This is a genomic window from Pedobacter sp. PACM 27299 (genome assembly GCF_001412655.1).
In the GTDB taxonomy this organism is placed as follows: Bacteria; Bacteroidota; Bacteroidia; order Sphingobacteriales; family Sphingobacteriaceae; genus Pedobacter.
This window is the reverse complement of record NZ_CP012996.1, coordinates 4,540,459-4,563,658: the sequence shown is the minus strand read 5'-3', so window position 1 is coordinate 4,563,658 and position 23,200 is coordinate 4,540,459. Positions and strand designations below refer to the sequence as shown.

Genomic DNA, 23,200 nt, shown 5'->3' with positions numbered 1-23,200 from the left:
ATCAAGCTTTGTTTTGATCTTTAAATTTTTGACTCAAGATAGGCAATTTTATGGCCTGAATTCCGTCTTATTGTGTTATTTTTGCAGCATGGAAAGAGAAATTCTGGATACCAAGCGTAAAGCTTTGAAGATTAACTTAAACCCTAAGATTTACGGAACCTTTGCAGAAATTGGCGCGGGACAAGAAGTGGCCCGTAACTTTTTTACTGCGGGTGCTGCTTCTGGAACGGTTGCGAAAACCATGTCTGCATATGATATGACTTTCAGTGATGCCATTTATGGTGTAGAAGAATCAGGACGGTATGTGAGTCAATCCAGATTGTTGAAAATGTTAGGTCATGAGTTTGGCCTGTTAAATGAAAGATTGAATGGAGTGAAGTATGATGACCGTACTTTCTTTGCTTTCGCAGATACCGTAACGACCTTAAATTACAATAAATCAAATGATCCGCATGGCTGGATTGGAATTCGTTTTCAATCGGAACCAGGAGGAGAGCCTAATGAGATATTTTTCCATGTAAGGCTGCTGGATACTGATGCTGCTTTACAGCAGAATGTATTGGGTATTATTGGTGTGAATTTAGTTTACGCAGCGTTTTATTATAATAACGATCCTAAAACAATGATCGAATCTTTAGCAGATAACCTGACAGTAGGTTCTGTAGAGATCGACCTTATTTCTGTGAGCGGGCCTGCTTTTGGAAAGATTAACAATATTCTTTTAAACCTTTATCTGATTGTAAAGGACTTTTCTGATGCAGCCATTTTTGATTCATTAGGAAACCCTTGTCTGCCGAAAGACTTGCTTTATAAAAAGGACATTATGATTCTACGTACCAAATATGCGCAGAAATCGAATCCGAATTTTAGCATGTTAAACAAAGCGGTAGACCAGTTTGTCCGCTCAGAGAGTGTCAGTAAAGAGAATTTAAGCGTATTGATTGAGGTACTCTTATCTAATGTGCTGAGTGCAGGAGATGATGAGCCGGAAAGTTTCGATCTGGAAGCCGTTGCAAAACGAGCTGAAGATATGTGTAAAACGGGCAACCTTGTGATGGTGTCTAACTTTGCCAGACACAATAAACTGGCAAAATACCTAGACCGCTGCAAGCCAAAGAGTGTAGGGATCTCTACCAACATCAACAACTTGAAATTTGTGTTCAACTCCAGTAATTTTGGAGAAAACTATTCTAGTCAGCTGCTGAGTTATGTGAGTGATATGTTTAGCAAAAATGTACGTTTATTTGCCTATCCTTTCCTGGATAAAAAAACCAATACGGTGATTACCAGTGCGAATATGCCTGTCACACCGGATGCAAAGCCATTGTTTGACTTCCTGATCCTGAACGGATATATCGCTGATATCAGAGATTACAGCGAAGGAGATGTAAAAACTGTGTAATTGATAGCTAAATATCAATATATAAAAATATATAAATAGTGTAGTATAAAGTCCATTGAAGATCAAATCTTTAATGGACTTCGTGCTTCTACTGGCTTTTTACTATTCGTTATCCAGGTAGGGGTCTTTAATGACGATAGCCATCAGCCGATCCGGGTGGTCTATTTGTTTGAATCCAAATTGAGTATATAAACCGTGGGCATCCACTGTAGCCAGCATATACCTTCTTAATCCTTGCAGGTCTGGATGAAAAAGCATTAAGGACATCAGCTTTTTTGCCAGGCCTTGGCCGCGGTAAATTTCTTCTACATAGACATCTGCCATATAAGCAAAGGTTGCCCGATCGGTAATCCATCTTGCAAAACCAACCTGTTTTCCTTCCGTATAAATGCCAAAACACAAAGAATGTGCAATAGACTTTTTTACCGTTTCCAGCGGGATATTTTGTGCCCAATAAGATTGGGTACTTAAAAAATGATGAATGGCAATCGGATCAATTTTCTGAGGATCATCAGAATAAACAAATCCACTATCAATAATTTCCATTGGCTCGTGTTTTTGGTATACGGGTTTGAAAAAAATGAAGAGAGAAATCAAAGCTGACCGCATTGAAAATACGGTCAGCTTTGGATAGCAGTAAATGTTTAATTACGCATGTTGATGAATTGTAATGGCTGGCCAAAATCTTCACCTTTACAAAGTGCAATGACACCCTGTAGGTCATCAATGCTCTTACTCTGTACTCGAACCTGGTCATCCATCATAGACGCCTGAACTTTTAATCCACTGGCTTTTATTTTTGCAACAATTTTTTTAGCAGTTTCTTTGTCGATACCTTCTTTGATTGAAATCTCTTTTCTGATCATATTTCCAGAAGCATAGGTTTCTTTTCCAAAGTCCAAACTGTTGGAGTCTAGTCCTTGTTTAACCATTCTGGAGATGATAGCATCCTGAATCGCTTTTAAACGCATATCATCTTCAGTAACAATCGTGATCTGGTTAGTTTTCTTATCATGATCAATTGTACTCTTAGAAGTATTGAAATCATAACGATTTAGGATTTCTTTTTTGGCATTGTTCATCGCGTTATCAAATGTTTGCGCGTCAACTTTACTTACAATATCGAAAGTGGGCATGATTATAGCTTTAGAATAAAAAAAATATTAGATTTAATTGAAATTTAACCCGTAGTGGGTGATCCTTACAAATATAAACATTAAACGAGGAATATGAACTGAGCAGTGTCCTATTTATCTGATCAACCTAAAAACTTATAAATAAACGAATATGAAAGGCAAAAAATCAAGAGTAGAAAAGAAAGTTGCTAAAAGTGCAGCGAAAAAACAATTGGAGAAAAGTCTAAGTGAGAAGTTTTTCGAAGTGGTAAAACATTTGGGACATGATGCAGAGAAGATTGGTGATGACATTGCAAAAGCGAGTAAAGTAGTTGCAAAAAAATTGTCGACTAAATTCCTTGAAGTGAAAGAAGCTGTAAATCAAAAATTGGAAGAAGCAGCAAAAGCTAATAAGCCTTTGAAAAGAAAGCAGAGAAAAAGGCTAAATCTTTGAAAAAAGAGTTGAATAAGGAGGTAAAGAAAGCAAAGAAAGTGGTTAAGAAAGCAGTAGCAAAAGCTAAACCGGTGGTTCAAAGCGTAAAAGTTGCGGCGATTGCTACCGAAGAAAAAGCCGCTGTTGCCTTGGCTAAGCCCTTAAAAAAAGCAACAGTTAAAGCAAAATCTGTTGCCAAAAAAACAGCTGACAAAGCAGTTGTAGTGAAGAAAGAAGTGACTGAAGCAGTAAATGGAGCAGTTCAAAAATCTGCTGCTGGCGTTAAAACAGCTGTAAAAGTAAAACCTGCTGCAGCGAAAGTTCCAGCTAAAACGGCTGCAAAAGCACCTGTTGCTGCAAAAGCTGCTACAGCTGTAAAAGCACCTGCTGCTGCTAAAACTGCTGCAACGAAAGCTCCAGCGGCAAAATCGCCTGTAGCTAAATCCAGTGTCGGCAGACCTGCTAAAAAAACAACGGCTCCTGCAGCGGCTAAAGCTCCGGAAAAAGCACCTGAATCAGGCAATGCGCCTGCTGAATCAGCGGTGGAAAAACCAGCAGCAACGGATTCAACACCTGCAAAAGATGCCGTAGAAAGCAAATAACGGGAGGTTAAGTTTTAATTCTATGTGGAGGTGATAATTAACACTGACTTAACAATAGAATTTGCAGTTTTGAGCATCCCTGTTTCTTACAGGGATTTTTTATTTATACATGACACGAAAAAAGGCACCATTCCTAAATAGAGAGATCAGCTGGTTATATTTTAACGAGCGGGTTTTGCAGGAAGCGGCGGATGAAACTGTACCCTTGATAGAAAGGATCAAATTCCTTTCTATCTTTTCTTCCAATCTGGAGGAGTTTTATAGGGTGAGGGTAGCCACTATGAGCCGTTTGGCAAATCTGAATGAAAAAGCGAAGGCCTTATTGGGTTTCAACCCTAAAAAGATCCTAAATGAAATAAAGAATATTGTGGTGCGACAGGAGCGGAAATTTGAATTGCTTTTCCAAGCCACACTGATCAATGAACTGGCACAGAACAGGATTTTTATCCTCAATGAAACACAATTAAATGTGGCTAGAGGTGAGTTTGTAAGGAACCATTTTAGAGATAAAATCCTTTCTAACCTCGTGCCCATTATGATCGATCTGGAAAAACCCTTCCCTGAGCTAAAAGACAGGTATCTTTATTTCTTCGTGCGCCTTTCAAAGGCCTCTTCTAAAACAAGTGCCAGATATGCACTCATAGAATTGCCCCCAAATCTTCCCCGATTCCTTGTATTACCAGAAACCAATGGATTAAAGTTTATCATTTTGGCTGAGGATATTATTAAATACTGTCTGGACGATATTTTTTATGTATTTAATTATGACGTTATTGACGCTTATTCTATACAACTGACCAGAGATGCAGAATTAGATATCGATAAAAAAGTCAGTGATAAATTTATTGAAGAATTAAAGAGCAGTCTGGATAAGCGAAAAAGAGGGAAACCTATGCGACTTTTATACGATACGGAAATGCCTTTCGAGATGCTGACCGTATTGTTGAATAAGATGAAGATTGAAGCGGAGAGTTTGATTCCTGGAAATAGATACCATCGTTTTGGTGATTTTATTGCCTTCCCGAATGTAGGTGGGAAAGAGCTGGAATATCCGCCGAATGTTCCTTTGAAAGTAGCTGGATTACACCGTACAGAAAGTATTTTCAATAAGCTGGCAGAGAAAGATTACCTGGTAAACTTACCTTACCAATCTTATGATTATATCATTTTATTCTTAAGGGAGGCGGCAATTGATCCGAAGGTGACTGAGATTAACATCACCCTTTATCGCCTTGCCGAGAACTCAAAAGTGGTTAACGCCTTAATCAATGCCGCTAAAAACGGTAAAAAGGTAAACTGTCTGGTAGAGTTAAAAGCAAGATTTGATGAAAAGGCAAATATTTTCTGGAGCACGAGATTAAAAGAAGAAGGGGTAAATGTCAATTATGGATTGACGGATTATAAAGTACATTCGAAAATCTGTTTGGTTAAACGAATGGAAAAAGGGAAAGCTGTTTATTATGCCAACCTGGCCACTGGTAATTTCAATGAAAAAACCGCAGGCATCTATTGTGACCATAGTATTTTCACGGCAAAAAAGGAAATTACACAGGACCTGGTGAAACTGTTTGATGGCTTGAATAAAAAAACGGTGGTCAGCGGATTTAAGCATCTGATCGTTTCTCCACTGGAAACACGTACTAAATTTTATCAATTGATCGATCGTGAGATTAAGATCGCCAAGTCAGGGAAACCTGCTTATATGATCTTAAAAGTAAACAGTCTTGCGGATGAGGGAATTGTAGAGAAATTATATGAGGCCAGCAATGCAGGAGTTCAGGTAAAGATGATCGTGAGAGGAATCTGCACCTTGGTGCCCGGAGTGGTTGGTTATAGTGAAAATATCACAGTCATCAGTATCATCGACAAATTTCTGGAGCATGCCAGGGTTTTCATTTTTGGGAATAATGGCAAAGAAGAGATGTTTCTCTCTTCTGCAGATCTGATGAGCAGGAATTTCGAGCACCGCGTTGAGGTTGGTTTTCCAGTGCTGGATGAAGAGGTGAAACAAGAAATTCGTGACATCATTGAATTTCAGCTTCAGGACAATGTGAAAGCCCGGGACATCACGAAAATGAACAATAATAAGTACCATAAAAATAGACTTAAAACAAAGGTAAGGGCACAGGTTCAAACCTATAATTACTTAAAAAATAAACATCAATAAAGCCAATGCTTAGATATGCTGCTATAGATATAGGGTCCAATGCCGTGAGGTTGTTAATTGCCGACATCACTAAAACTGAGGAAGGTTTTGGCTTTAAGAAAAATACATTGATCAGGGTTCCTTTACGCTTGGGGGATGATGCTTTTTTAGATCACCGCATTTCTAAGAGAAAAACGGAAGATTTACTAAAAACCATGAGCGCATTTAAAAACCTGATGGATGTATATCAGGTGTCTAAATACCTTGCTTGTGCAACTTCGGCCATGCGTGAAGCAGAAAATGGAGGAGAAATCATCAAGCAGGTAAAGGAAGTATGTGACCTTAAGCTGGAAATTATCCATGGACAAAGGGAGGCAAACATCATTTATGCCAACCATATTGAGGAAACACTCGACAATAAAAAAAGCTATTTATATATTGATGTAGGTGGTGGAAGTACGGAACTTTCCGTGTTTGTAAACCGCATTCCGGTGGCCTCAAAATCTTTTGATATTGGAACGATCAGGATTTTGGACAATCAAGATAGGGAAGAAACCTGGGAAGAGATGAAATTGTGGGTTAAAGAAAACACAAAATCACTAAAAAACCTTGCCGCTATCGGTACTGGTGGAAACATCAACAAGCTATACCGGATGTCTGATGAGAAAGAAGGGATGCCAATGTCTTTTTTGAAATTGAAGACCCTTTACAATAACCTGAACGGTCATTCTTTAAAAGAAAGGATTCAGGTATTTGGCTTAAATCCAGATCGTGCGGATGTAATTATTCCGGCTTGTGAGATTTACATTACCTTGTTAAAATGGACGGGAATTAAGCAGATATATGTGCCCAAAGTTGGGCTTGCTGATGGGATTATCAATCTTTTAATCGAAGAAAACTTAAGTTAGCAGCGCTACAGATAAAACTGGCCAATTATAAATAGGCCAATGCCAGGTATCGGCCATGGTGACTCACTGTGGCCGGATCTGTATTTCTATAACTTGGATCCATGGGATTATAGCTGCTAATACTCACCTTAATAGTGGGCAAGGGGTATTGCTCTGTTGCAACCGTATGAATGAAATGCTGGCTGAGCATGCTTTGCGTGAAGAACGTAATATTTTCACATTGCACGTTGCCGGTAACCCGTTCTCCTTTGATTTCCAGGGTTTGACAAGTCAGTTTTAAAGGAGCAAATGCGCGCCAGTTGTTTCTCCGGGAATGAATTTTATAGGCTGATTCTTTCATGCTCCACAACAACCAAACCATTTGCGTTTGATCTTTAGCTTTCAGAATCCAATTTTGTTCTTTTGTGGAGAATAGTTTGTCCAGATATCCCTTTCTGCGCCAGTTGCTTTCCAGCATGGCCTGTCGCAAATCAATAATATCATTTCCTATCATTTTTCTTTCAATTTGTCGCTGATGATCTCCATCGCTGCACTCACATTGATCATTCTTTCCATCGACAGGTTGTCGATTTCGATATCAAATTCTTCTTCTACGTCTAAGACCACATCTACCAGATTGGCAGAATTAATTTTAAGGTCTTTAATGAAGTCTGTGCTTTCATTGAGGTACTCTAAAGCGTCTTTATCATGGCTGTAATTGGCAACAATGACTTTTAATTTGGAGAGTAAAACGGATCTGTCCATGTTTTCTTTGTGAAATGGTATGGCTAACATATTGATGGATCATAGATGGTGTTTCTTACAAACAGCTCAGTTGTCAATATGTTTTTTAAAAATGATACAGGCATTCACATCTCCGAAACCGAAGCTGGCTTTCGCAAGAATACGGATGGGATGAGGGATTTGTTTCTGGGGAATTTTATTGGCCGAAATCAATGCGGTGATGGCTGGATTCAAGTCTTCGCAATTGAGGTTTGGGGCGATAAAACTCCGCTCCATCTGCAATAGGGCTGCGACACATTCAATGCTGCCTGCAGCAGTCAGGCAATGCCCGACCATTGATTTTAAAGAATTGATATAAGGAAAATCTTCGCCGGATCTTTCCAGTGCTTCAGACCAGTTTTGGATCTCTAGGGTATCTTTTGAGGTAGCGGTGAGGTGTCCGTTGATCAGGTCGATCTCGCTGGCCTGGATCCCTGCGTCTTGAATCGCTTTTCGGATACAGTGCTGTACTGCCATTGCATTTGGGGCAGTCATGGTACCTGTACCTCTTTGTCCGCCTGAGTTGATATTCCCACCCAGGATTTCTGCGTAAATTCTAGCACCTCTGGCCAAGGCACTCTCCAGCGATTCCACAACAAATGCACCGGCGCCGCTTCCGGGCACAAATCCACTGGCACTTGCACTCATTGGACGGGAACCCGTTTGCGGAGATTCATTATGCTTAAATGTACAAACTTTCATGGCGTCAAATCCGGCCCAGATATAAGGCCCGCTGTCGCTGGTGCTTCCCGCAAGCATTCTAGTCGCCTGTCCGGATTTAATGCGCTCATAAGCCATTAAAATACTTTCTGTGCCAGTTGTACAGGCCGATGAGTTGCTGCTGACCTGATTGCCTAGTCCCAGCTTTCCACCGATATAAGCACTGATACCGCTGGCCATTGTTTGGGAAACTACATTGCTGCCTAATCTGCGGGTTTGCAGGGCATCGATTTTGTAAATGGCCTCCCGGAATTTATCTACTCCGGAAGTGCCGCTGCCAAATATTGTCCCGCTCTCCCAATCCGGTTCTGCTGAAGTATCAATTGTTAGTCCTGCATCTTTCCAGGCATCCATTGCTGCGATAACGCCATATAAGATACCTGAACTGTTGAAGTTTCTCAATTCAAGTTCAGAGAAATAGCTGGCAATTAAGGACTCAGAAAGCACAGGCGTACCTGCAATCTGACAGGAAAATTCAAGGCTGGCCAATAAGGGATGGTAACTGATGCCGGAGCGGCCCTTCTGTATAGCTTCAAGAAATGGAGTTAAACCAACTCCATTTGGTGCAACTACACCCATACCTGTTATGACCACTCTGTTAGGCATTCATTTTATTGGTTACCATTCCTGAAATCGTTCCTTTACAAACTACTTCACCTGCTGCATTGGTCATTTGAACATTACAATGGAGCTTTTTAAAACGGAAATACACTTTTTCAGTAGTTACAGTTACTTTTTCTCCCGGAAAAACTGGTTTCATGAAATCAATGGCAGTAGAGGTCAGCATCACGTGTCCTGGAAGTCCGGAAGTGGCAGTGGCAGTCAGGAAAATACCCAGGCAAACCAGTCCGATCTGTGCCATAGTTTCCGTTAAAATTACGCCTGGAGTTACTGGGTTATCTTTGAAATGTCCTTTGTAAAAATCAAGGTCTTTATCGTACGTATAAGTTCCAATAGAACCATTCTCATCGATAGATAATAGTTCGTCAACAAATAAAAATGGCTTGCTATAAGGTAAGTGGGTTAGGATTTCTTCTTTGTTCATATTTGTTTCAATTATCCGGTAAAGTTACCACTTTAATAATATTCTCTGCGCAGAAAAACCGGGTCCAAAGCTGAGCATCAGACCAAAATCTCCTTTTTTCGGCTGCTTTTCCATAAATCGTTCCAGAACATACAGGACGGTAGCACTAGACATATTACCGTATTGCCGCAATATTTCTTTAGTATCCAGGATGTTTTTGCCGGAATTTCCGAAAAGTTCTTCTACCACCTGAATGATCTTTTTCCCCCCTGGATGGAAGATCAAATGATCAATATCTTGCAGGGTTAAATCATGTTTCTTTAAAAATGGGTGGATGATTTCTGGAAAATGAGCGGCTATGTTTTCCGGAACATCGACGTCCAGCACCATTTTCAGACCGGTATTACTCAAATGAAAACCCATGAGCTGCTCGGAATTGTAGAAATGATACATTTCTTCCCCAATAATTTCAGGACCGGAGTCATTTTCATCCGCTGATAATAAAACACAGGCTGCACCATCGCCAAAAATGGCGGCACTGACCATATTGGCCATAGAAAAATCATTCAACTGCAGGGTGGCTGTTGGGGATTCTACTGCCACAACAGCTGCTCGTTTTCCAGGATTTGCTTTTAAGAAGTTCTTGGCATAAATGATGCCGGAGATGCCTGCAGCACAGCCCATCTCAGTCACCGGAAGACGCACAATGTCTTGTCGAAGGTTCAAAGCATTGATCAGATAAGCGTCTAAAGAGGGAATCATGATACCAGTACAGCTGACGGTAATGATATAGTCCAGGTCGGTAGATTTCCAATTTGCTTTGGCCAGCGCCTCCCTTAAACAGGTAGTGCCAAGTTTGATGCCTTCCCGGATGTACAGGTTATTGCGTTCTTCAAAAGATGTTTTTCCAAAAACATCCTCTGGCGACATTATAGAATATCGTTGATCCACCATTGCATTCTCAAAAACTTTCTTGACTTTTCTTTTGAAACGCTCTTCCTGTGCAGCCAGCCAGCTGTCAAGAAAGGGGATAATTTCGCTGGTGGTTCTTGAAAATTCAGGAATTGCTTTTGCTACTGTTATAATTTTTACGCTCATATGGTCGGGATAATCCATTGGTAACGGAATGCCCATTTCCAACGGATGGAGGTGTTTACTAGTTTCAATTGACTGGCGTATTGTTCCAGATCTTTTCTTTTAAATCCCCTTAAGATAGAAATCAGTCCGTCTTCTTTTGACATTTTATTGAGCCGGAAAACGAAACATAAGGCGATAAACAGGTAATACGGAATCGCACTGCGCTGTAAATCATTAATGACAATGCCTAAACTTGCATTTTCTTTAAAAATAGAGAGTAAATGCAGGAGTTCTGGGTCTTTAAAATGATGTAAAGTAAGCGTGCATAAAATAATATCAAAAGGGACGTTTAAGGCGGATTTGTCGAAAATGTCTATACATTCATAACTGATGTTTTCGTAAGAAGCGGACAGCCGACTGGCATGTTGAATAGTGAAAGCATTGGCATCTATGCCTTTGAGTTTAAATTTCAACTGATGGCTGGCGGCGTAATCTGCTAAAACACGCAGCATATCTCCATTGCCGCAACCCACATCAAGTATACTGATTGTGGTGCTGTGTGAGGTAACTCCTGTTGCTACAGGCTTATTTAAGGGAGACGTAGCCTCATTCAGGAGTTTTTTTACCCCATCAAGCGTCACTTTATTGCCTCCCAACAATTGGTTAATTCCTGCTATTTTGTCGAGTGCGTCTTTTAATATTTCTCCTTCCATGGAAAAGTTATCCATAATTTCTGGCAATTCGCTTCTATAAGTGGTATCTACCATTGGTTAGGGTATTATCGGTTTGCCGTGGGTTTGCTTGATCATCATGGACAATAGAAAGGGATATTTTATTAATATACGCATGAATTTACTGGTCAGTTGTTTTTTTCTTAGAATTCCAGACATTATTTTTCCCGCAGTGATGCGACTCAGGAAATTTTGATTCCACGAGGTTCGGTACTGTTTTTCCAGTTTTGACCTGGATAACAATCCTCCTTCCAGATAGGCGATCACGCTGGATGCACAAATTTTTGCACTATGAATGGCCATTGCCATTCCATTTCCACAAAAAGGATGGATCAGACCGGCAGTATCACCAATCATCAGTACATGGTTTTCTATGACTGTTTTCTTCTCAAAAGATATTTGTCCAATGGTTAAAGGCTGATCAAACAAGGGTTTCGAAGTTTCAAATATTCTTCTCAAATGAGGGTTTTTATAAAGTACCTGCAAACGGTGTTCTGGAATGCTTTTATACTTTTTAAAAGTAGCATAGTCAACAAGGTAGCAGATATTGATCCTGTCTTTTTCAACTTTTGAAACGCCGCAATAGCCACCTTCAAAATTGTGGAGGCCTACCAGATCATCAGGGAAGGAACCATCATAATGTGCCTTTATAGCGAGCCATGGTGATTTTTTTTGAATAAAGCTGCGGGATAGTTTTTGATCCAGGCCATCTCGTTTGCCGTAAGCACCAATCACAATTTTTGCTGTAATCGGGTCGTGATTTGCCATTTTAACAAGGAACAGATCTTCATTAAAAATCAGGTCTACTACTGTATCTTGGATGATATGACAGCCCCTGGCTATCGCTTCCTGAAAAAGGAAATGATCTAAAGCATACCTGCTGATTCCCAAACCACCCAAAGGCAAAGTAGCTTGCAGCAGTTGTCCGTCATTCGTGGAAAATTGAAATTTATCAATGGATACGGGAGACAATAGGTTTAAATCGATACCTAGCCATTCCAGATAGGGTATTACTTCATTTGATAAGTACTCGCCACAAACTTTATGATGAGGATAGGACGATTTTTCTACCATCGTAACTGGAAATCCTGATTTTAAAAAATGAAGTGCTGCCGTTAATCCAGATAGTCCAGCTCCTATTATCAGTACTTCAATCTTAGATTCCATCTCTTTTCATAGTTATTGTGAATAACATAAGGTCTTGATGATTTGTTTTTTGTTGTTGAGGGCATACATTGTATTAAAAATTCCTAAAAATGAAAAATCCGGCTACCTCAGGAAGAGGAGCCGGATTTTTTCAACTATCGAGCGCATATTTTATATTTTAACGGATAATCGTGACAAATCCTTTGTATACCTCCCAGGTATTATTGGCCATTTTAACCTTCAACAGGTAGAAATAAGTACCTTCTGATAGCTGAGAGCCATCCCAGTCATTTTTGTAAGGTTTTTTCTCCAGTACTGCTGATCCCCAGCGATTGAAAATACTCAGTTCATTTTCAGGATATCTTTCCAATTGTGGGATGGTAAACGTGTCGTTTTTTCCATCACCATTTGGCGTAAATACATTCGGAATAATTAAATCTGTTACTGATTTCCGGTTGGTAGAAGTATTATTTGACAGATCAGGATCTGATTCTGTGGCGGAAACAGTCGCTGTGTTTTCCAGCATACCGGGTTTCGAAGGTTTAACTCTGATTCTTAAGTTTGCTGATTCTCCATTCTCCAGTTTTGGAATCTGCCATAAGACGGTTCTACTGCCCAATGTATAATCGGCGTAACCTACGCTAGGGTGAAGCAACTGTTCTAAGACCATGTTTTCCGGAAGGATGTCCTGAACTTTCACATTGCTGGCAGAGCCGACGCCATTGTTTTTTACCTGTAACAGGTATTCAAAAGCATCATTTACGGTGATCGATTTATTCTCTGAACTTTTGGTGATCATCACATCTGCACTCAACACCAGTACCGTCCCGCCAGTGAGCAGGAGGGGGTCTGAAATATCGGAAGCGCAGCCATTTGTATTGTAAGAAATTACGGTGTAGATGCCGGGATCGAAAGCGGCATATTCAATATTAGTGGCATCCGGTATAATGACACCATTTTTTAACCATTGGTAACTCACTGCATTAACAGAAGCAGCCCTAAGTTTTAGGGACGAACCAGCAGGGATTACTGCAGTTGCCTGGCCACTAGATTGCGCAAAGCATGCCGTTGCACTGAGCAACAGCATACCTGACACAAAACCTGTTTTTCTGTTAAACATTAATTATGAGCTAATGATTAGGACGCAATTTGGATACCTGGTTTGCCTGGTTTAGGAGTTACAGTAATCGTTGCTGATGCCGCAGATTCTGCTGGACAGCCCAGGTCACTAGGTGATTTTAATACGCCATTCCCAGGAGCAATCACATATTTAACACCTGCTTTGAATATATAAGCACCATGTCCTGCAGTGTTGTTTAAAGTAAAAGTATTCACATTTACAGGGCTTACTGGGCCGATTGCTCCAATGGTAGTTACATCAGTTACAGCCGCCGCATCTTTTGTTGCAGTCCAGGTAAATGCATACGTTACATCTGTAAGTGCTGCATCTAATGCTGTTGCAGTGGCAGTAAGTACTGAATTTTGGGTAGTTGGATTGGAATTGGCCTCGCAGAAACTAGTTTGGGAAGGTGTTCCAATAGCAACAGCAGCGGTAGGTAAAACATAAAGGCTGAATGGATCAGATAAATCCCCCGAACAGTTATTTGGGTTAACAGCAATAATAAATACTTTAAAATAATGAGCGCCTACACTTAGTCCGCTTCCTACGGTGAAAGGTAGTGGAGTGGCATCTGCGGCTACTGTTACCGTTATAGGGCTACCAATTGGGGTATTTCCTGCAGCATCGAATTCTTGCCACATAATTTTATCACCATTTTTTAGCGTGGCATTGACAGCAGCGTCAGGAATCAGTCCGGCAGTAGCCCCTCCGCATAAGTAAAGTGCAAAAGAAGCTGCAGAGGAGCTGAAAGGTAATGCAAATAAGATAAATGTAATTGCAATTAGGCTCAGGGTTTTGAATTTCGTTTTCATAATTTAAGTTTTAAGAGTTTATGTAGGTTAATTTAAAGTGACATGAGGGGTAGGCGGTTTTGGGTGCATAATGATCAGCACACTGCTGTCGCTGAAGCAGCCATCTTTTGTATATCTTAAGTAATAGGTGGTATTGCCAAGTGCAGGGGAGACCAGAGTAGCGCTTAGAGGAGTTCCTCCTGCACCAATCGCAGACCAGGAGTAATTGCCGCCTGTTGTTCCGTTTCCATCGCTTGGATTTAGTGTGTTCAGGTCTATGGATTGGCCTAAGCATAAGTTTTTCTGACTAATCGCTGGGAGGGCAGGTTGCAAATGAACAGCCACGCTGGTAGTCACTATTGTGATACAACCATTTGAATTGGTTACTGTATAGTTAATTGTAGCTGTTCCAACAGCAACACCAGTTACCAGACCAGCACTGTTTACAGTCGCAATAGTTGGATTAACACTGCTCCATACTCCTGAACTTGTCGTATTGGCTAGCTGAGTTGTTTTACCTATACACGTGCTCATTGTCCCTGTAATAGGAGCAACTACTGGTAAAGCATTGATGGTAACTGTCGTTGTTTGTGTAGCGACACAGCCGTTTCCATTGGTCACTGTGTAAGTAATTAGGGATGTTCCGGAGGTTAGGCCAGTTACCAATCCACTACTATTTATGCTTGCCACAGCCGGAGTACCGCTAGTCCAGACTCCAGCAGAAGTGGTGCTGGATAATTGAGTAGTATTACCGATACAGGCAGATAACGTTCCTGTAATCGCAGCAACTACAGGTAAAGCGTTGATGGTGACGGTTGCGGTTTGCTTAGCGATACAACCATTTGCATTGGTCACTGTATAGGTGATCACTGACGTTCCGGCAGTTACTCCGGTGAGTAATCCGCTGCTGTTTACAGTAGCTACAGCAGGAGTCGCACTGGTCCAGACTCCACCAGAAGTGCTGCAGGATAATTGAGTAGTATTGCCGATGCAGGCGCTTAAAGTGCCGGTAATAGCGGCAACAACTGGTAAAGGATTGATGGTGACAGTTGTCATTTGCGAAGCAGTACAACCATTCGCATTGGTTACGGTATAGGTAATCACAGCAGTTCCGGAAGTTACACCAGTCACTAACCCGCTGCTGCTTACAGTGGCCACGGCAGGAGTACCACTGCTCCAGACTCCACCAGAAGTAGTACTGGATAATTGTGTGGTATTACCTATACATGCAGTTAATGTTCCAGTAATAGCGGAAACTACCGGTAAAGCGTTGATGGTTACTGTTGCGGTTTGACTGGCTACACAACCATTTCCATTGGTTACCGTATAAGTGATCAGGGAAGTTCCGGTGGTTACTCCCGTCACTAATCCGCTGCTGTTTATAGTGGCCACAGCAGGAGTGCCGCTGGTCCAAACTCCAGCAGAAGTGCTGCTGGATAATTGTGTGGTATTACCGATACAGGCAGATAAAGTTCCCGTAATTGCATTAACCACAGGTAAAGCGTTTATGGTGATGGTTGCTAATACCGTAGTCGGACAACCGTTTGTCCCGTTGACGACATAGTTAATTGTGGCTGTTCCTGGAGCAACACCACTCACAAGCCCAGTACTGCTTATGGTTGCAATAGCTGTATTTAGGCTAGACCATGCACCACCAGTGGTAGGATTTCCCAACTGGGTTGTTGAGCCCATACAGGTAGATAAAGTTCCGGTAATCGCAGCTACAACAGGTAACGGTCGGACGATTATTTTGGCTGGAACACGTTCTGATTCAATAGTACAACCTATTTTTCCAGTCGCTACAAAATAAGTAGTTGTATCGGCGGTAGGCGTAGGGATTGGTGTATAAGAGTTACCGGTATGTAATAATGCTCCACCCATTATGGCAGAATACCACCTCAATTCATTAACTGAACTAGCTGGTATAGCGTTTAAGGTGGCAGGGTTTCCAGCGCAAATGGTCACATTTTGTGTAGTTGTCGAGGTAAAAGTAGGCTTCGCAGGAGTGGTAGTAACTTCATAAATGTCTAAACTAGTCGCCAATCCGACCAAAGAAGAGCTGGAAATCTGAATACGATTAAAAGGGACACCAGGTGCGTAAGAGAGCGTAGTTGGTAATCCGGATTTTACTAAGTTTAATAAATCAGTACCTAGCAAGAGTCCAGAAAAGGCTATCTGACCAACATTTGTTGTACCATTATAAGTGATTATATTAATGTAAGCAGCAACACCGGCTGCCAGAACAGATGGTGGAATAGAAAAGGTGATGGTAGCTGCGTCTTGAGCACCTGTTAATTTAGATAAGTATATGTCCTGATTTAAGGTTGTTGCTACGCCGAGTCCGGTAGATAATCTGGAATAAGTTGTTATATTTCCGTCAATTGCATTGTCTGGGGTTAGAAAAGTAGAACTGACGTTTATTCCAGTCATACTAGTGGTTGTATAACTGCTTAAGGAACAGGTTGGATCCATGAAATAAGCGTAATAAATATTTGCATTATTAATTGAGGTAACTCCAAGTAAACCTGAAACAGCTGTGTTGATTATAATTCCTATAGAATTACATGCGGCAGTAGGTGTAAAAATATAATCACCGGAGCCTGTTTTTGACAGACCGCTAACTGCTTGTGCGGTGCCAACAGGTGTAGTGCCATTATATGCTTGTACAAAAATTTTAGTTAAATCTCCACCTGTAAGTTTAAAAATAATCGCATTTTGAGCTGCTGGCGTAACAGAGCCTGTAAAGTTTAGGTTGATAAATGCAGTAGAAAGTTGACCTACATTTCCGCCTAAATTACCTCCACTACCACTAGTTGCACTAAGGGTTGCAAAATTTGTTAAGTCACCATCACTTGCATTTCCTGGATTCGTTACTAAAAATGTTCCTTGATTACCAGCACCGCCTAAAAGTCCACCCGCACCACCTGCTCCTGGCGAACCACCTGAATTTGCAGGAGTCGTTACAACATATTGTCCATATACCCGTTGTCCTTTCACATCGCCTCCCCAGATCACAATTAACGTAATCGTTAATAGTAATAAAAAACAATTTCTACTTATGTTTTTTAAACTGAACAGCGACATTTTAAGAGAGTTTTTATTGTTTTATTACCCTCAGGGCCGATAAAACAGCTATTTTTTTACGTTACTCAAACATAATAGAGAATAGGTGTTTAACGGCTGTTCATATTGTTCATTCCATTTTAAGGAATTAAGCTTTTTATTCCAATTTGAGGTATATATGATTCGTTATTCTCTTTAATAATTGGTTGTGGTGAAAAATATTTCTCATTAAGAAAATCAACATTGTTTCTTTCTCTTATTGTAACGAAAACCTATATGATTGTAAAAAATCATTAACTTTTGGAACGCGTATTATTCCTGGATTTGATAAAATTATTGCTGTTTTTTGGGGTTGTATCTCCTCAAATTACCACATTGTCAATGACTTGTTGTATTGGATTACGCTAAATGAAAATTCTGAAGTCCCAATAATAAAAAGACCGGCTATCCTGATAGGAAGCCGGTCTTTTTAACCGATTTTAAAATATAGACTAATGATCTAATAGAGCTGCGGCAGCATCATCTAAAAACCAGGTCACGCTTCCGTCTACTGGTTTAATCAATTGTGTAGGATATAATTTTGGGTTTTTCTTTTGATCTTCGATCACATGTTTCACTGCTTCTGCTTTATTCTCACCAAATACTAAGAATGCAATATTCTTTGCTTTATTGATTAGAGGAGCAGTAAAGCTGATGCGGTAAGTAGAAAGTTTCTCTACAAACACAGAGTCCACTTCTACTTCTTTATTATTCAGGATCGTAGTTCCTGGGAATAGGGAAGCTGTATGTGCATCATCACCCATACCCAGCAAAATCAGGTCAAAGCAAAGGTCAGCACCATCGAAATGGGCATTAATTGCTTTCGTATACTCGATTGCTGCTTTTTCAGGAGCAAGGGTAGTATCTACATAAAAAATCTGGTTTGCAGGAATCTCCAGCAGGTCGAGCATGGCTCTTTTTGCCATTAAGCCGTTGTAGCTTTCATGATCAGGCATCACATTCCGTTCATCGCCGAAGAAGAAATATACTTTAGTCCAGTCGATTTTATCTTTATAGGTTGTAGCCAGTGAGTGGTACAATTCTTTTGGAGAGTTGCCCCCGGTCAGTACAAAATTGAAATAGCCTTGTTCTTCAATCGCTTTGTTGGCAATTGCAACAATATAATCCACTAAATCCTGCTGTAATTCTTCCTGGGTTTTATAAATCAATAAGTTCATTCGTATTTGTTTTATTAGCTAAAAGGCTAATCCTAAATCGGTGTAGACCGTATCAGGATTAGCCTCTTGAACAATGTTTATTTTATGTTTTTAATCTTCTTTCAATGGTAAAGTGAACCAGTGGAAGCCGTCTCTGGCAATTAATGCTTCTGCATCTTCCGGGCCCCATGAGTCTGCCGGATAATTCGGGAAGCTCAATGATTTTTTATTGCCCCATGCATTCACGATAGGCATCAATAATTCCCAGGCACTTTCTACCTGATCTGCACGCATAAACTGCGTTTGATCACCTGTCATGACATCCAATAACAAGGTTTCATAAGCTTCTGGTGCTTGAGAAGAATACGTTCCTTTATAATCGAACACCATATCTACTGGGTTTAATACCATGTCTAAACCTGGTCTTTTCGCCTGTACCTGTAAACGGATACTCATTTCCGGCTGGATACTGATGATCAGCCTGTTTTGCTGCCAATGTTCAGTTACCGCAGAGGGGAATACCTGGTGAGGTACGTCTTTAAACTGAATCGTGATCAATGAAGAAGTCTGGAACAAACGCTTTCCTGTACGAACATAGAAAGGAATGCCTTGCCATCTCCAGTTGTCCACGAAGAACTTAATTGCAGCAAAAGTTTCGGTATTAGAATCTGGATCAACACCAGTTTCATGTCTATATCCCGGTACTTCTTTTCCTTCAACCCATCCTTTAGAATACTGTCCGCGGACGGTACTAAATCTGATATCTTCCGGACTAAAAGGACGCATCGCTTTCAATACATCTACTTTTTTATTTCTGATCTCGTCAGCGTCAAAGTTAATTGGCGTTTCCATTCCGATCAGACAAAGCAATTGTAACAGGTGATTCTGGATCATATCCCTTAATGCACCTGCACTTTCATAGTAACCCCCTCTTTCGCCAACACCCAATTGCTCGGTTACAGAAATCTGTACGTGATCAATGTAAGTACGGTTCCATAACGGCTCCAGGAAGGAGTTCGCAAATCGGAAAGCCATGATATTTTGTACGGTTTCTTTACCCAGGTAGTGGTCAATACGATAGATCTGTTTCTCGGTAAAGATGCCGGTAAGAATGGCATTCAGTTCTTTTGCAGTCTCTAAATCTCTTCCAAAAGGCTTTTCAATTACAATTCTGCAATTGTCTTCATCACCTGCCAATTCATATTCAGAAAGACATTTCGCAATCAGTGGGAAAAGGTTTGGCGCTACAGCCAGGTAATAAAGCACCTGTGTAGTTGGTCCAAATTCCTCCTGGAACTTTTCAATATTAGCTTTTAAAACACCAAAAGTTTCCGGCGCTTCCACATCTACAGGACTATAAGAAATATGTGCTGCAAATTTGCTCCACTTCTCTTCTTTCACCTTACCGGATCTTGAAAAGCTGTTTACACCGCCCATTAGTGTTTTTCTGAAGTCATCATCCGTAAGCTTCTTTCGGGCTGTACCAATAATCTCGAATTTTGACGGCATAAAACCATCAGCATATAGATTGTAAAGTGCAGGCGCAAGTTTGCGCAAATTTAAATCACCGGTACCACCAAAAATGACGATTATGGTTGGGTTGACGTTGATGCTTGTTTTCATTTGTGAAATTGTTGTATTAGTTCACTGGGTTATTTATAGGTTATTTTCGTTCCAGTTGGCATGGAAAATACCTTCTTCGTCTGTGCGTTCAAAAGTATGTGCACCAAAAAAGTCTCTTTGTGCCTGCGTTAAGTTTAAAGGCGAATTTGCAGTTCTTAACGAGTCATAATAGGTCAGGGCAGAAGCATAGCAAGGTACCGCAATACCATGTTGAATGGCGGTAATCACCACATTTCTAGTTCCTGGTAAAATGTCTTTTAACTGTTTCTGGATACTTTCATCGGAGTATAAATGAGGAAGCTCAGGGTGTTTTTTATAGGCCTGATAAATATCTTCTAACAATACCGCTCTGATGATACATCCGCCACGCCAGATCTGTGAGATCTCTTGTAAGTTCAGTTCATATTTATATTCAATAGATGCTTGTGCTAATAAATGTAAGCCCTGAGCATAAGAAGTGATCATGGCAAAATAAAGCGCCTGCTCTAAATGTGCTTCAAACTCTACTGTGTTTTCTACTTTTTGTGATGGATGAGGCAATGCCGCACCTAAAGCAACGCGTAAAGTTTTGAACTTAGAAAGATCTCTTGCACTCACCGACTCATTAATCGTTGGAATTGGCAACTGCAGGTCCATAGAAACCTGAGAAGTCCATTTTCCAGTACCTTTAGATTTCGCCTGATCTTTGATCACATCAATCAGGTAACCACCAGATTTCACATCTTTTACTTTGAAAATGTCTTTGGTTACCTCCAATAAAAACGACTTCAATCTGCCGTTATTCCATTTATCGAAAGTAGCATAAATCTGTTCGTTGTTATAACCAAGGCTGTTTTTCAACAAGTCATAGGTCTCCGCAAGGATTTGCATCACACTGTACTCAATACCGTTATGCACCATTTTCACGAAATGACCGGAAGCACCAGGGCCGATATAAGCCACACAAGGATCACCGTTTACTTTCGCAGAAACTGCTTCAAGAATTGGCTTAACTGCATTATAAGCTTCTTTATCACCACCAGGCATCATACTAGGACCAAATCTTGCACCTTCTTCACCACCAGAAATACCCATACCGAAGAAATGGAATCCTTGCGCTGCAAGTTCTTCTGCTCTTCTGCTGGTATCTGTAAAATGAGAATTTCCACTGTCAATGATCAGGTCACCTTTATCCAATAATGGAACAAGCTCTTGAATTACACTGTCTACAATTGCACCCGCTGGTACCAGAAGAACGATTCTTCTTGGCAATTCCAAACTCTGTATAAAGTCTTCCAGTACGGCAAAACCTTTCAATTGATGTGCTTTTCCGTCCTCTTCCAGCTTCTTCAACATGTCAGGACTCTTGTCATAACCGGTTACAGAATAGCCATTGTCGGCCATGTTAAGCAATAAATTGCGGCCCATCGTGCCCAGGCCAATCATTCCTAAAGTGTACTTGTTCATTATTTGTTGTTGATTTTAGGGTGAGTAGTAAATACATGAAATTTATCTTCCAAGTCCCATAGCTTTGCACCACCTTTGATTCCATCTTTATTGGAAACGAGTATGATGTTAGGGTCTAACTGAAAAGTAATTTCTTTTGAATTGCCACCACCGATATATAGGGTGTCGTAATTAAATACGGTTTTATAAATTTCAATAACACGCTGTAAGCGTTCATTCCAATCCTTTTTGCCAACCTTATTAAAGCCCCTGTCGCCGATGTAATCGTCGTAGTCTTTATTCTTGCTAATAGGGAAGTGTGCGAGTTCCAGGTGAGGAAGCAGGTCACCGTCGTATAATAAGGCAGTGCCGAAACCGGTCCCCACTGTAAATACAATTTCAAAACCTTTTCCAGATACTACCCCTAAGGCCTGCTGATCGGCGTCATTTACCAAACGTACTGGTTTGCCAAAGGTATCACTGATCTGTTGGGCAAGGTCCACATTATTCCATTTGTTCTTTGCGAGATTTGGGGCAGTAAGTACCACACCACATTTCACATATCCGGGAAAACCGATAGAAATTTTAACAAATGACTGGTCCAGCTTTGAAGCCAGGTCCTTGATACATTTGATCACTACCTCCGGACTAGAGTTTTTTGGAGTAGGGATTTTGGTGTATTCAGATAGGAGTTCTCCTTTAACATCTAAAATACAAGCCTTAATGCTGGTTCCACCTATGTCGATGGATAAAATGTTGCTGTTTTTCTCTGCTTCAGGCATGTGTAATTGATGTAAAGATAGCTCGGTGTATTAATAACACTCAAAATAACAAAAAATCGACCATTTAAAGATGCTAAACGTCAATATAAAACAATAAAAAAACATTAGGCCTGATCCAGGCCTTGTTTGATCTCGCTGAAAAGTAAGCCGCTTCCACCGCCAAAGTGGTAGACCACAGGGGTTTCTGGTCTAATTTTTTTTAGTTCTTTTTCCAGTTCCTGCTCCGCTTCAGGACTCAGGCCAGCACCTATCAATACGAGGTCAAAAGCTCCGGAACGAAAGCTATTTAATGCTTCCGCTGCAGTTGCCGCACCGGCAACTGCAAATTCTCCAGACTTTTCAATCAATCGGATCAAGGTGGTTAAAATTCCCGGGTGACAGCACATCACCAGTATTTCTTTCTTTTTCATGGACTTAATAATTCATAGGTACTTCCATTAAGAGTACTTCCGCATCTGTTAATATATTGATGTTCAGTTTGTCAACTTCCCAGATCCCCAAACCATCACGTTCTGTTAAATCCTGTCCATTCACCTGAATCGATCCTTTGATCACAAAAACATAAACGCCATTCCCTTTACCTTTTAAAGTGTAGTCGGTTTTTAATCCAGCATCAAATTTCCCCAGATGAAACCAGGCATCCTGATAAATCCATACGCCCGCATCGTTTTTATCCGGAGATAAAATCTGAATAAACTGGTTTGGCAATAAAGTAGTATCGTAACGTTCCTGCTGATATCTAGGTGTCACATTCCGTTGATTTGGAAACAGCCAGATCTGTAAGAATTTGGCAGGCACATTTTCTTCCTTATTATACTCCTGGTGGTAAATACCTGTTCCGGCACTCATCACCTGAATCTCTCCCGGCTCAATAATGGCCACATTGTGCATACTGTCTTCATGTTTCAAGCCACCCTCCAATACAATGGAGATAATCTCCATATTGTCGTGAGGGTGCTCTCCAAATCCGGTGCCTCCATCAATTGTATCGTCATTTAATACCCTCAATGCACCAAATTGGATGCGCTCCGGGTTATAATTCCCTCCAAAACTGAAGGTTTGAAAACTTTTTAACCAGCCATGATCTGCGATGCTGCGGCTGTCTGCTTTATGTAATACGGTCTGTGCCATAAT

At 40.7% G+C, this 23,200-nt stretch carries 23 protein-coding genes; 5 read left to right on the top strand and 18 right to left on the bottom strand.

The annotated features are described in order from the left end of the window. Window positions 1–88: 88 nt before the first annotated feature. Window positions 89–1,402: a hypothetical protein gene (locus tag AQ505_RS19210; protein ID WP_062549669.1), complete on the top strand. Its 1,314-nt coding sequence runs from the start codon at window positions 89–91 to the stop codon at window positions 1,400–1,402. 102 nt (window positions 1,403–1,504) lie between these two features. On the opposite strand, the gene AQ505_RS19205 is transcribed toward AQ505_RS19210, so the two are convergent. Beyond that, complete coding sequence (locus tag AQ505_RS19205) at window positions 1,505–1,948, bottom strand: GNAT family N-acetyltransferase (protein ID WP_062549668.1); 444 nt, start codon at window positions 1,946–1,948, stop codon at window positions 1,505–1,507. A 98-nt stretch (window positions 1,949–2,046) separates the two neighbouring features. Next, the gene (locus tag AQ505_RS19200) at window positions 2,047–2,538 is read right to left on the bottom strand and encodes a YajQ family cyclic di-GMP-binding protein (RefSeq protein ID WP_062549667.1); all 492 of its coding nucleotides are present in this window, start codon (window positions 2,536–2,538) and stop codon (window positions 2,047–2,049) included. A gap of 151 nt (window positions 2,539–2,689) precedes the next feature. Between AQ505_RS19200 and AQ505_RS19195 the strand changes: the two genes are divergently transcribed. The 4 genes from AQ505_RS19195 (at window position 2,690) to AQ505_RS19180 (ending at window position 6,606) form a co-directional block, all read left to right on the top strand. Further along, entirely contained in the window at window positions 2,690–2,971 is a 282-nt protein-coding gene (locus tag AQ505_RS19195) for a hypothetical protein (protein ID WP_062549666.1), read from the top strand. Then, window positions 2,968–3,552: a hypothetical protein gene (locus AQ505_RS19190; protein WP_062549665.1), complete on the top strand. Its 585-nt coding sequence runs from the start codon at window positions 2,968–2,970 to the stop codon at window positions 3,550–3,552. The genes AQ505_RS19195 and AQ505_RS19190 overlap by 4 nt, the downstream gene beginning before the upstream one ends. Window positions 3,553–3,661: 109 nt before the next feature. Further along, window positions 3,662–5,719 (top strand): polyphosphate kinase 1, encoded by a 2,058-nt coding sequence (gene ppk1 / locus AQ505_RS19185; protein WP_062549664.1) that lies wholly within the window; start codon window positions 3,662–3,664, stop codon window positions 5,717–5,719. A gap of 5 nt (window positions 5,720–5,724) precedes the next feature. Beyond that, a complete protein-coding gene (locus AQ505_RS19180; RefSeq protein ID WP_062549663.1) occupies window positions 5,725–6,606 on the top strand; it encodes a Ppx/GppA phosphatase family protein in 882 nt (293 codons plus the stop codon). Window positions 6,607–6,631: 25 nt separating this feature from the next. Here the strand turns inward: AQ505_RS19180 and AQ505_RS19175 are convergent, their stop codons facing one another. The 16 genes from AQ505_RS19175 to AQ505_RS19100 all read right to left on the bottom strand — a co-directional run bounded on the left by AQ505_RS19175 (window position 6,632) and on the right by AQ505_RS19100 (window position 23,197). After that, window positions 6,632–7,099, bottom strand: coding sequence for a 4'-phosphopantetheinyl transferase family protein (locus AQ505_RS19175; RefSeq protein WP_062549662.1), 468 nt, complete (start codon window positions 7,097–7,099; stop codon window positions 6,632–6,634). Then, window positions 7,096–7,350, bottom strand: a complete 255-nt coding sequence (locus AQ505_RS19170) for a hypothetical protein (protein WP_062551118.1) — start codon at window positions 7,348–7,350, stop codon at window positions 7,096–7,098. The genes AQ505_RS19175 and AQ505_RS19170 overlap by 4 nt, the downstream gene beginning before the upstream one ends. 66 nt (window positions 7,351–7,416) lie before the next feature. Next, complete coding sequence (locus tag AQ505_RS19165) at window positions 7,417–8,694, bottom strand: beta-ketoacyl-[acyl-carrier-protein] synthase family protein (RefSeq protein WP_062549661.1); 1,278 nt, start codon at window positions 8,692–8,694, stop codon at window positions 7,417–7,419. Then, window positions 8,687–9,133, bottom strand: a complete 447-nt coding sequence (locus tag AQ505_RS19160; protein ID WP_062549660.1) for a 3-hydroxyacyl-ACP dehydratase FabZ family protein — start codon at window positions 9,131–9,133, stop codon at window positions 8,687–8,689. Before AQ505_RS19160 ends, AQ505_RS19165 begins: the two co-directional genes overlap by 8 nt. 24 nt (window positions 9,134–9,157) lie before the next feature. After that, window positions 9,158–10,210 (bottom strand): type III polyketide synthase, encoded by a 1,053-nt coding sequence (locus AQ505_RS19155; protein ID WP_062549659.1) that lies wholly within the window; start codon window positions 10,208–10,210, stop codon window positions 9,158–9,160. Next, window positions 10,207–10,956, bottom strand: a complete 750-nt coding sequence (locus AQ505_RS19150; RefSeq protein WP_062549658.1) for a methyltransferase domain-containing protein — start codon at window positions 10,954–10,956, stop codon at window positions 10,207–10,209. The genes AQ505_RS19155 and AQ505_RS19150 overlap by 4 nt, the downstream gene beginning before the upstream one ends. Before the next feature lie 3 nt (window positions 10,957–10,959). Next, a complete protein-coding gene (locus AQ505_RS19145) occupies window positions 10,960–12,087 on the bottom strand; it encodes an NAD(P)/FAD-dependent oxidoreductase (protein ID WP_062549657.1) in 1,128 nt (375 codons plus the stop codon). 157 nt (window positions 12,088–12,244) lie between these two features. After that, window positions 12,245–13,186 (bottom strand): gliding motility-associated C-terminal domain-containing protein, encoded by a 942-nt coding sequence (locus AQ505_RS19140; protein ID WP_062549656.1) that lies wholly within the window; start codon window positions 13,184–13,186, stop codon window positions 12,245–12,247. Window positions 13,187–13,203: 17 nt separating this feature from the next. After that, window positions 13,204–13,998, bottom strand: coding sequence for a hypothetical protein (locus AQ505_RS19135; protein ID WP_062549655.1), 795 nt, complete (start codon window positions 13,996–13,998; stop codon window positions 13,204–13,206). Window positions 13,999–14,025: 27 nt separating this feature from the next. Beyond that, window positions 14,026–17,061 carry a beta strand repeat-containing protein gene (locus tag AQ505_RS19130; RefSeq protein ID WP_082461638.1) on the bottom strand — a complete coding sequence of 1,012 codons (3,036 nt, stop codon included), beginning with the start codon at window positions 17,059–17,061 and terminating at the stop codon, window positions 14,026–14,028. A 470-nt stretch (window positions 17,062–17,531) separates the two neighbouring features. After that, complete coding sequence (pgl, locus tag AQ505_RS19125) at window positions 17,532–18,257, bottom strand: 6-phosphogluconolactonase (protein ID WP_062549653.1); 726 nt, start codon at window positions 18,255–18,257, stop codon at window positions 17,532–17,534. 90 nt (window positions 18,258–18,347) lie between these two features. Beyond that, on the bottom strand, window positions 18,348–19,859 hold the full coding sequence (gene zwf, locus AQ505_RS19120) for a glucose-6-phosphate dehydrogenase (RefSeq protein WP_062549652.1): 1,512 nt from the start codon (window positions 19,857–19,859) through the stop codon (window positions 18,348–18,350). A gap of 33 nt (window positions 19,860–19,892) precedes the next feature. After that, on the bottom strand, window positions 19,893–21,305 hold the full coding sequence (gene gndA, locus AQ505_RS19115; RefSeq protein ID WP_062549651.1) for an NADP-dependent phosphogluconate dehydrogenase: 1,413 nt from the start codon (window positions 21,303–21,305) through the stop codon (window positions 19,893–19,895). Next, the gene (locus tag AQ505_RS19110; protein WP_062549650.1) at window positions 21,305–22,066 is read right to left on the bottom strand and encodes an ROK family protein; all 762 of its coding nucleotides are present in this window, start codon (window positions 22,064–22,066) and stop codon (window positions 21,305–21,307) included. The genes gndA and AQ505_RS19110 overlap by 1 nt, the downstream gene beginning before the upstream one ends. Before the next feature lie 104 nt (window positions 22,067–22,170). Next, entirely contained in the window at window positions 22,171–22,476 is a 306-nt protein-coding gene (locus AQ505_RS19105) for a response regulator (RefSeq protein WP_062549649.1), read from the bottom strand. A 4-nt stretch (window positions 22,477–22,480) separates the two neighbouring features. Further along, window positions 22,481–23,197, bottom strand: coding sequence for a pirin family protein (locus tag AQ505_RS19100; protein WP_062549648.1), 717 nt, complete (start codon window positions 23,195–23,197; stop codon window positions 22,481–22,483). Window positions 23,198–23,200: the final 3 nt, after the last annotated feature.

Excerpts from the sequence above, each read along its gene's own strand:
- AQ505_RS19210 (WP_062549669.1), top strand. The coding sequence starts at position 89 with ATGGAAAGAGAAATTCTGGATACCAAGCGTAAAGCTTTGAAGATTAAC.
- AQ505_RS19205 (WP_062549668.1), bottom strand. The coding sequence starts at position 1,948 with ATGGAAATTATTGATAGTGGATTTGTTTATTCTGATGATCCTCAGAAA.
- AQ505_RS19200 (WP_062549667.1), bottom strand. The coding sequence starts at position 2,538 with ATGCCCACTTTCGATATTGTAAGTAAAGTTGACGCGCAAACATTTGAT.
- AQ505_RS19195 (WP_062549666.1), top strand. The coding sequence starts at position 2,690 with ATGAAAGGCAAAAAATCAAGAGTAGAAAAGAAAGTTGCTAAAAGTGCA.
- ppk1 (WP_062549664.1), top strand. The coding sequence starts at position 3,662 with ATGACACGAAAAAAGGCACCATTCCTAAATAGAGAGATCAGCTGGTTA.
- AQ505_RS19180 (WP_062549663.1), top strand. The coding sequence starts at position 5,725 with ATGCTTAGATATGCTGCTATAGATATAGGGTCCAATGCCGTGAGGTTG.
- AQ505_RS19175 (WP_062549662.1), bottom strand. The coding sequence starts at position 7,099 with ATGATAGGAAATGATATTATTGATTTGCGACAGGCCATGCTGGAAAGC.
- AQ505_RS19170 (WP_062551118.1), bottom strand. The coding sequence starts at position 7,350 with ATGGACAGATCCGTTTTACTCTCCAAATTAAAAGTCATTGTTGCCAAT.
- AQ505_RS19165 (WP_062549661.1), bottom strand. The coding sequence starts at position 8,694 with ATGCCTAACAGAGTGGTCATAACAGGTATGGGTGTAGTTGCACCAAAT.
- AQ505_RS19160 (WP_062549660.1), bottom strand. The coding sequence starts at position 9,133 with ATGAACAAAGAAGAAATCCTAACCCACTTACCTTATAGCAAGCCATTT.
- AQ505_RS19155 (WP_062549659.1), bottom strand. The coding sequence starts at position 10,210 with ATGAGCGTAAAAATTATAACAGTAGCAAAAGCAATTCCTGAATTTTCA.
- AQ505_RS19150 (WP_062549658.1), bottom strand. The coding sequence starts at position 10,956 with ATGGTAGATACCACTTATAGAAGCGAATTGCCAGAAATTATGGATAAC.
- AQ505_RS19145 (WP_062549657.1), bottom strand. The coding sequence starts at position 12,087 with ATGGAATCTAAGATTGAAGTACTGATAATAGGAGCTGGACTATCTGGA.
- AQ505_RS19140 (WP_062549656.1), bottom strand. The coding sequence starts at position 13,186 with ATGTTTAACAGAAAAACAGGTTTTGTGTCAGGTATGCTGTTGCTCAGT.
- AQ505_RS19135 (WP_062549655.1), bottom strand. The coding sequence starts at position 13,998 with ATGAAAACGAAATTCAAAACCCTGAGCCTAATTGCAATTACATTTATC.
- AQ505_RS19130 (WP_082461638.1), bottom strand. The coding sequence starts at position 17,061 with ATGTCGCTGTTCAGTTTAAAAAACATAAGTAGAAATTGTTTTTTATTA.
- pgl (WP_062549653.1), bottom strand. The coding sequence starts at position 18,257 with ATGAACTTATTGATTTATAAAACCCAGGAAGAATTACAGCAGGATTTA.
- zwf (WP_062549652.1), bottom strand. The coding sequence starts at position 19,859 with ATGAAAACAAGCATCAACGTCAACCCAACCATAATCGTCATTTTTGGT.
- gndA (WP_062549651.1), bottom strand. The coding sequence starts at position 21,305 with ATGAACAAGTACACTTTAGGAATGATTGGCCTGGGCACGATGGGCCGC.
- AQ505_RS19110 (WP_062549650.1), bottom strand. The coding sequence starts at position 22,066 with ATGCCTGAAGCAGAGAAAAACAGCAACATTTTATCCATCGACATAGGT.
- AQ505_RS19105 (WP_062549649.1), bottom strand. The coding sequence starts at position 22,476 with ATGAAAAAGAAAGAAATACTGGTGATGTGCTGTCACCCGGGAATTTTA.
- AQ505_RS19100 (WP_062549648.1), bottom strand. The coding sequence starts at position 23,197 with ATGGCACAGACCGTATTACATAAAGCAGACAGCCGCAGCATCGCAGAT.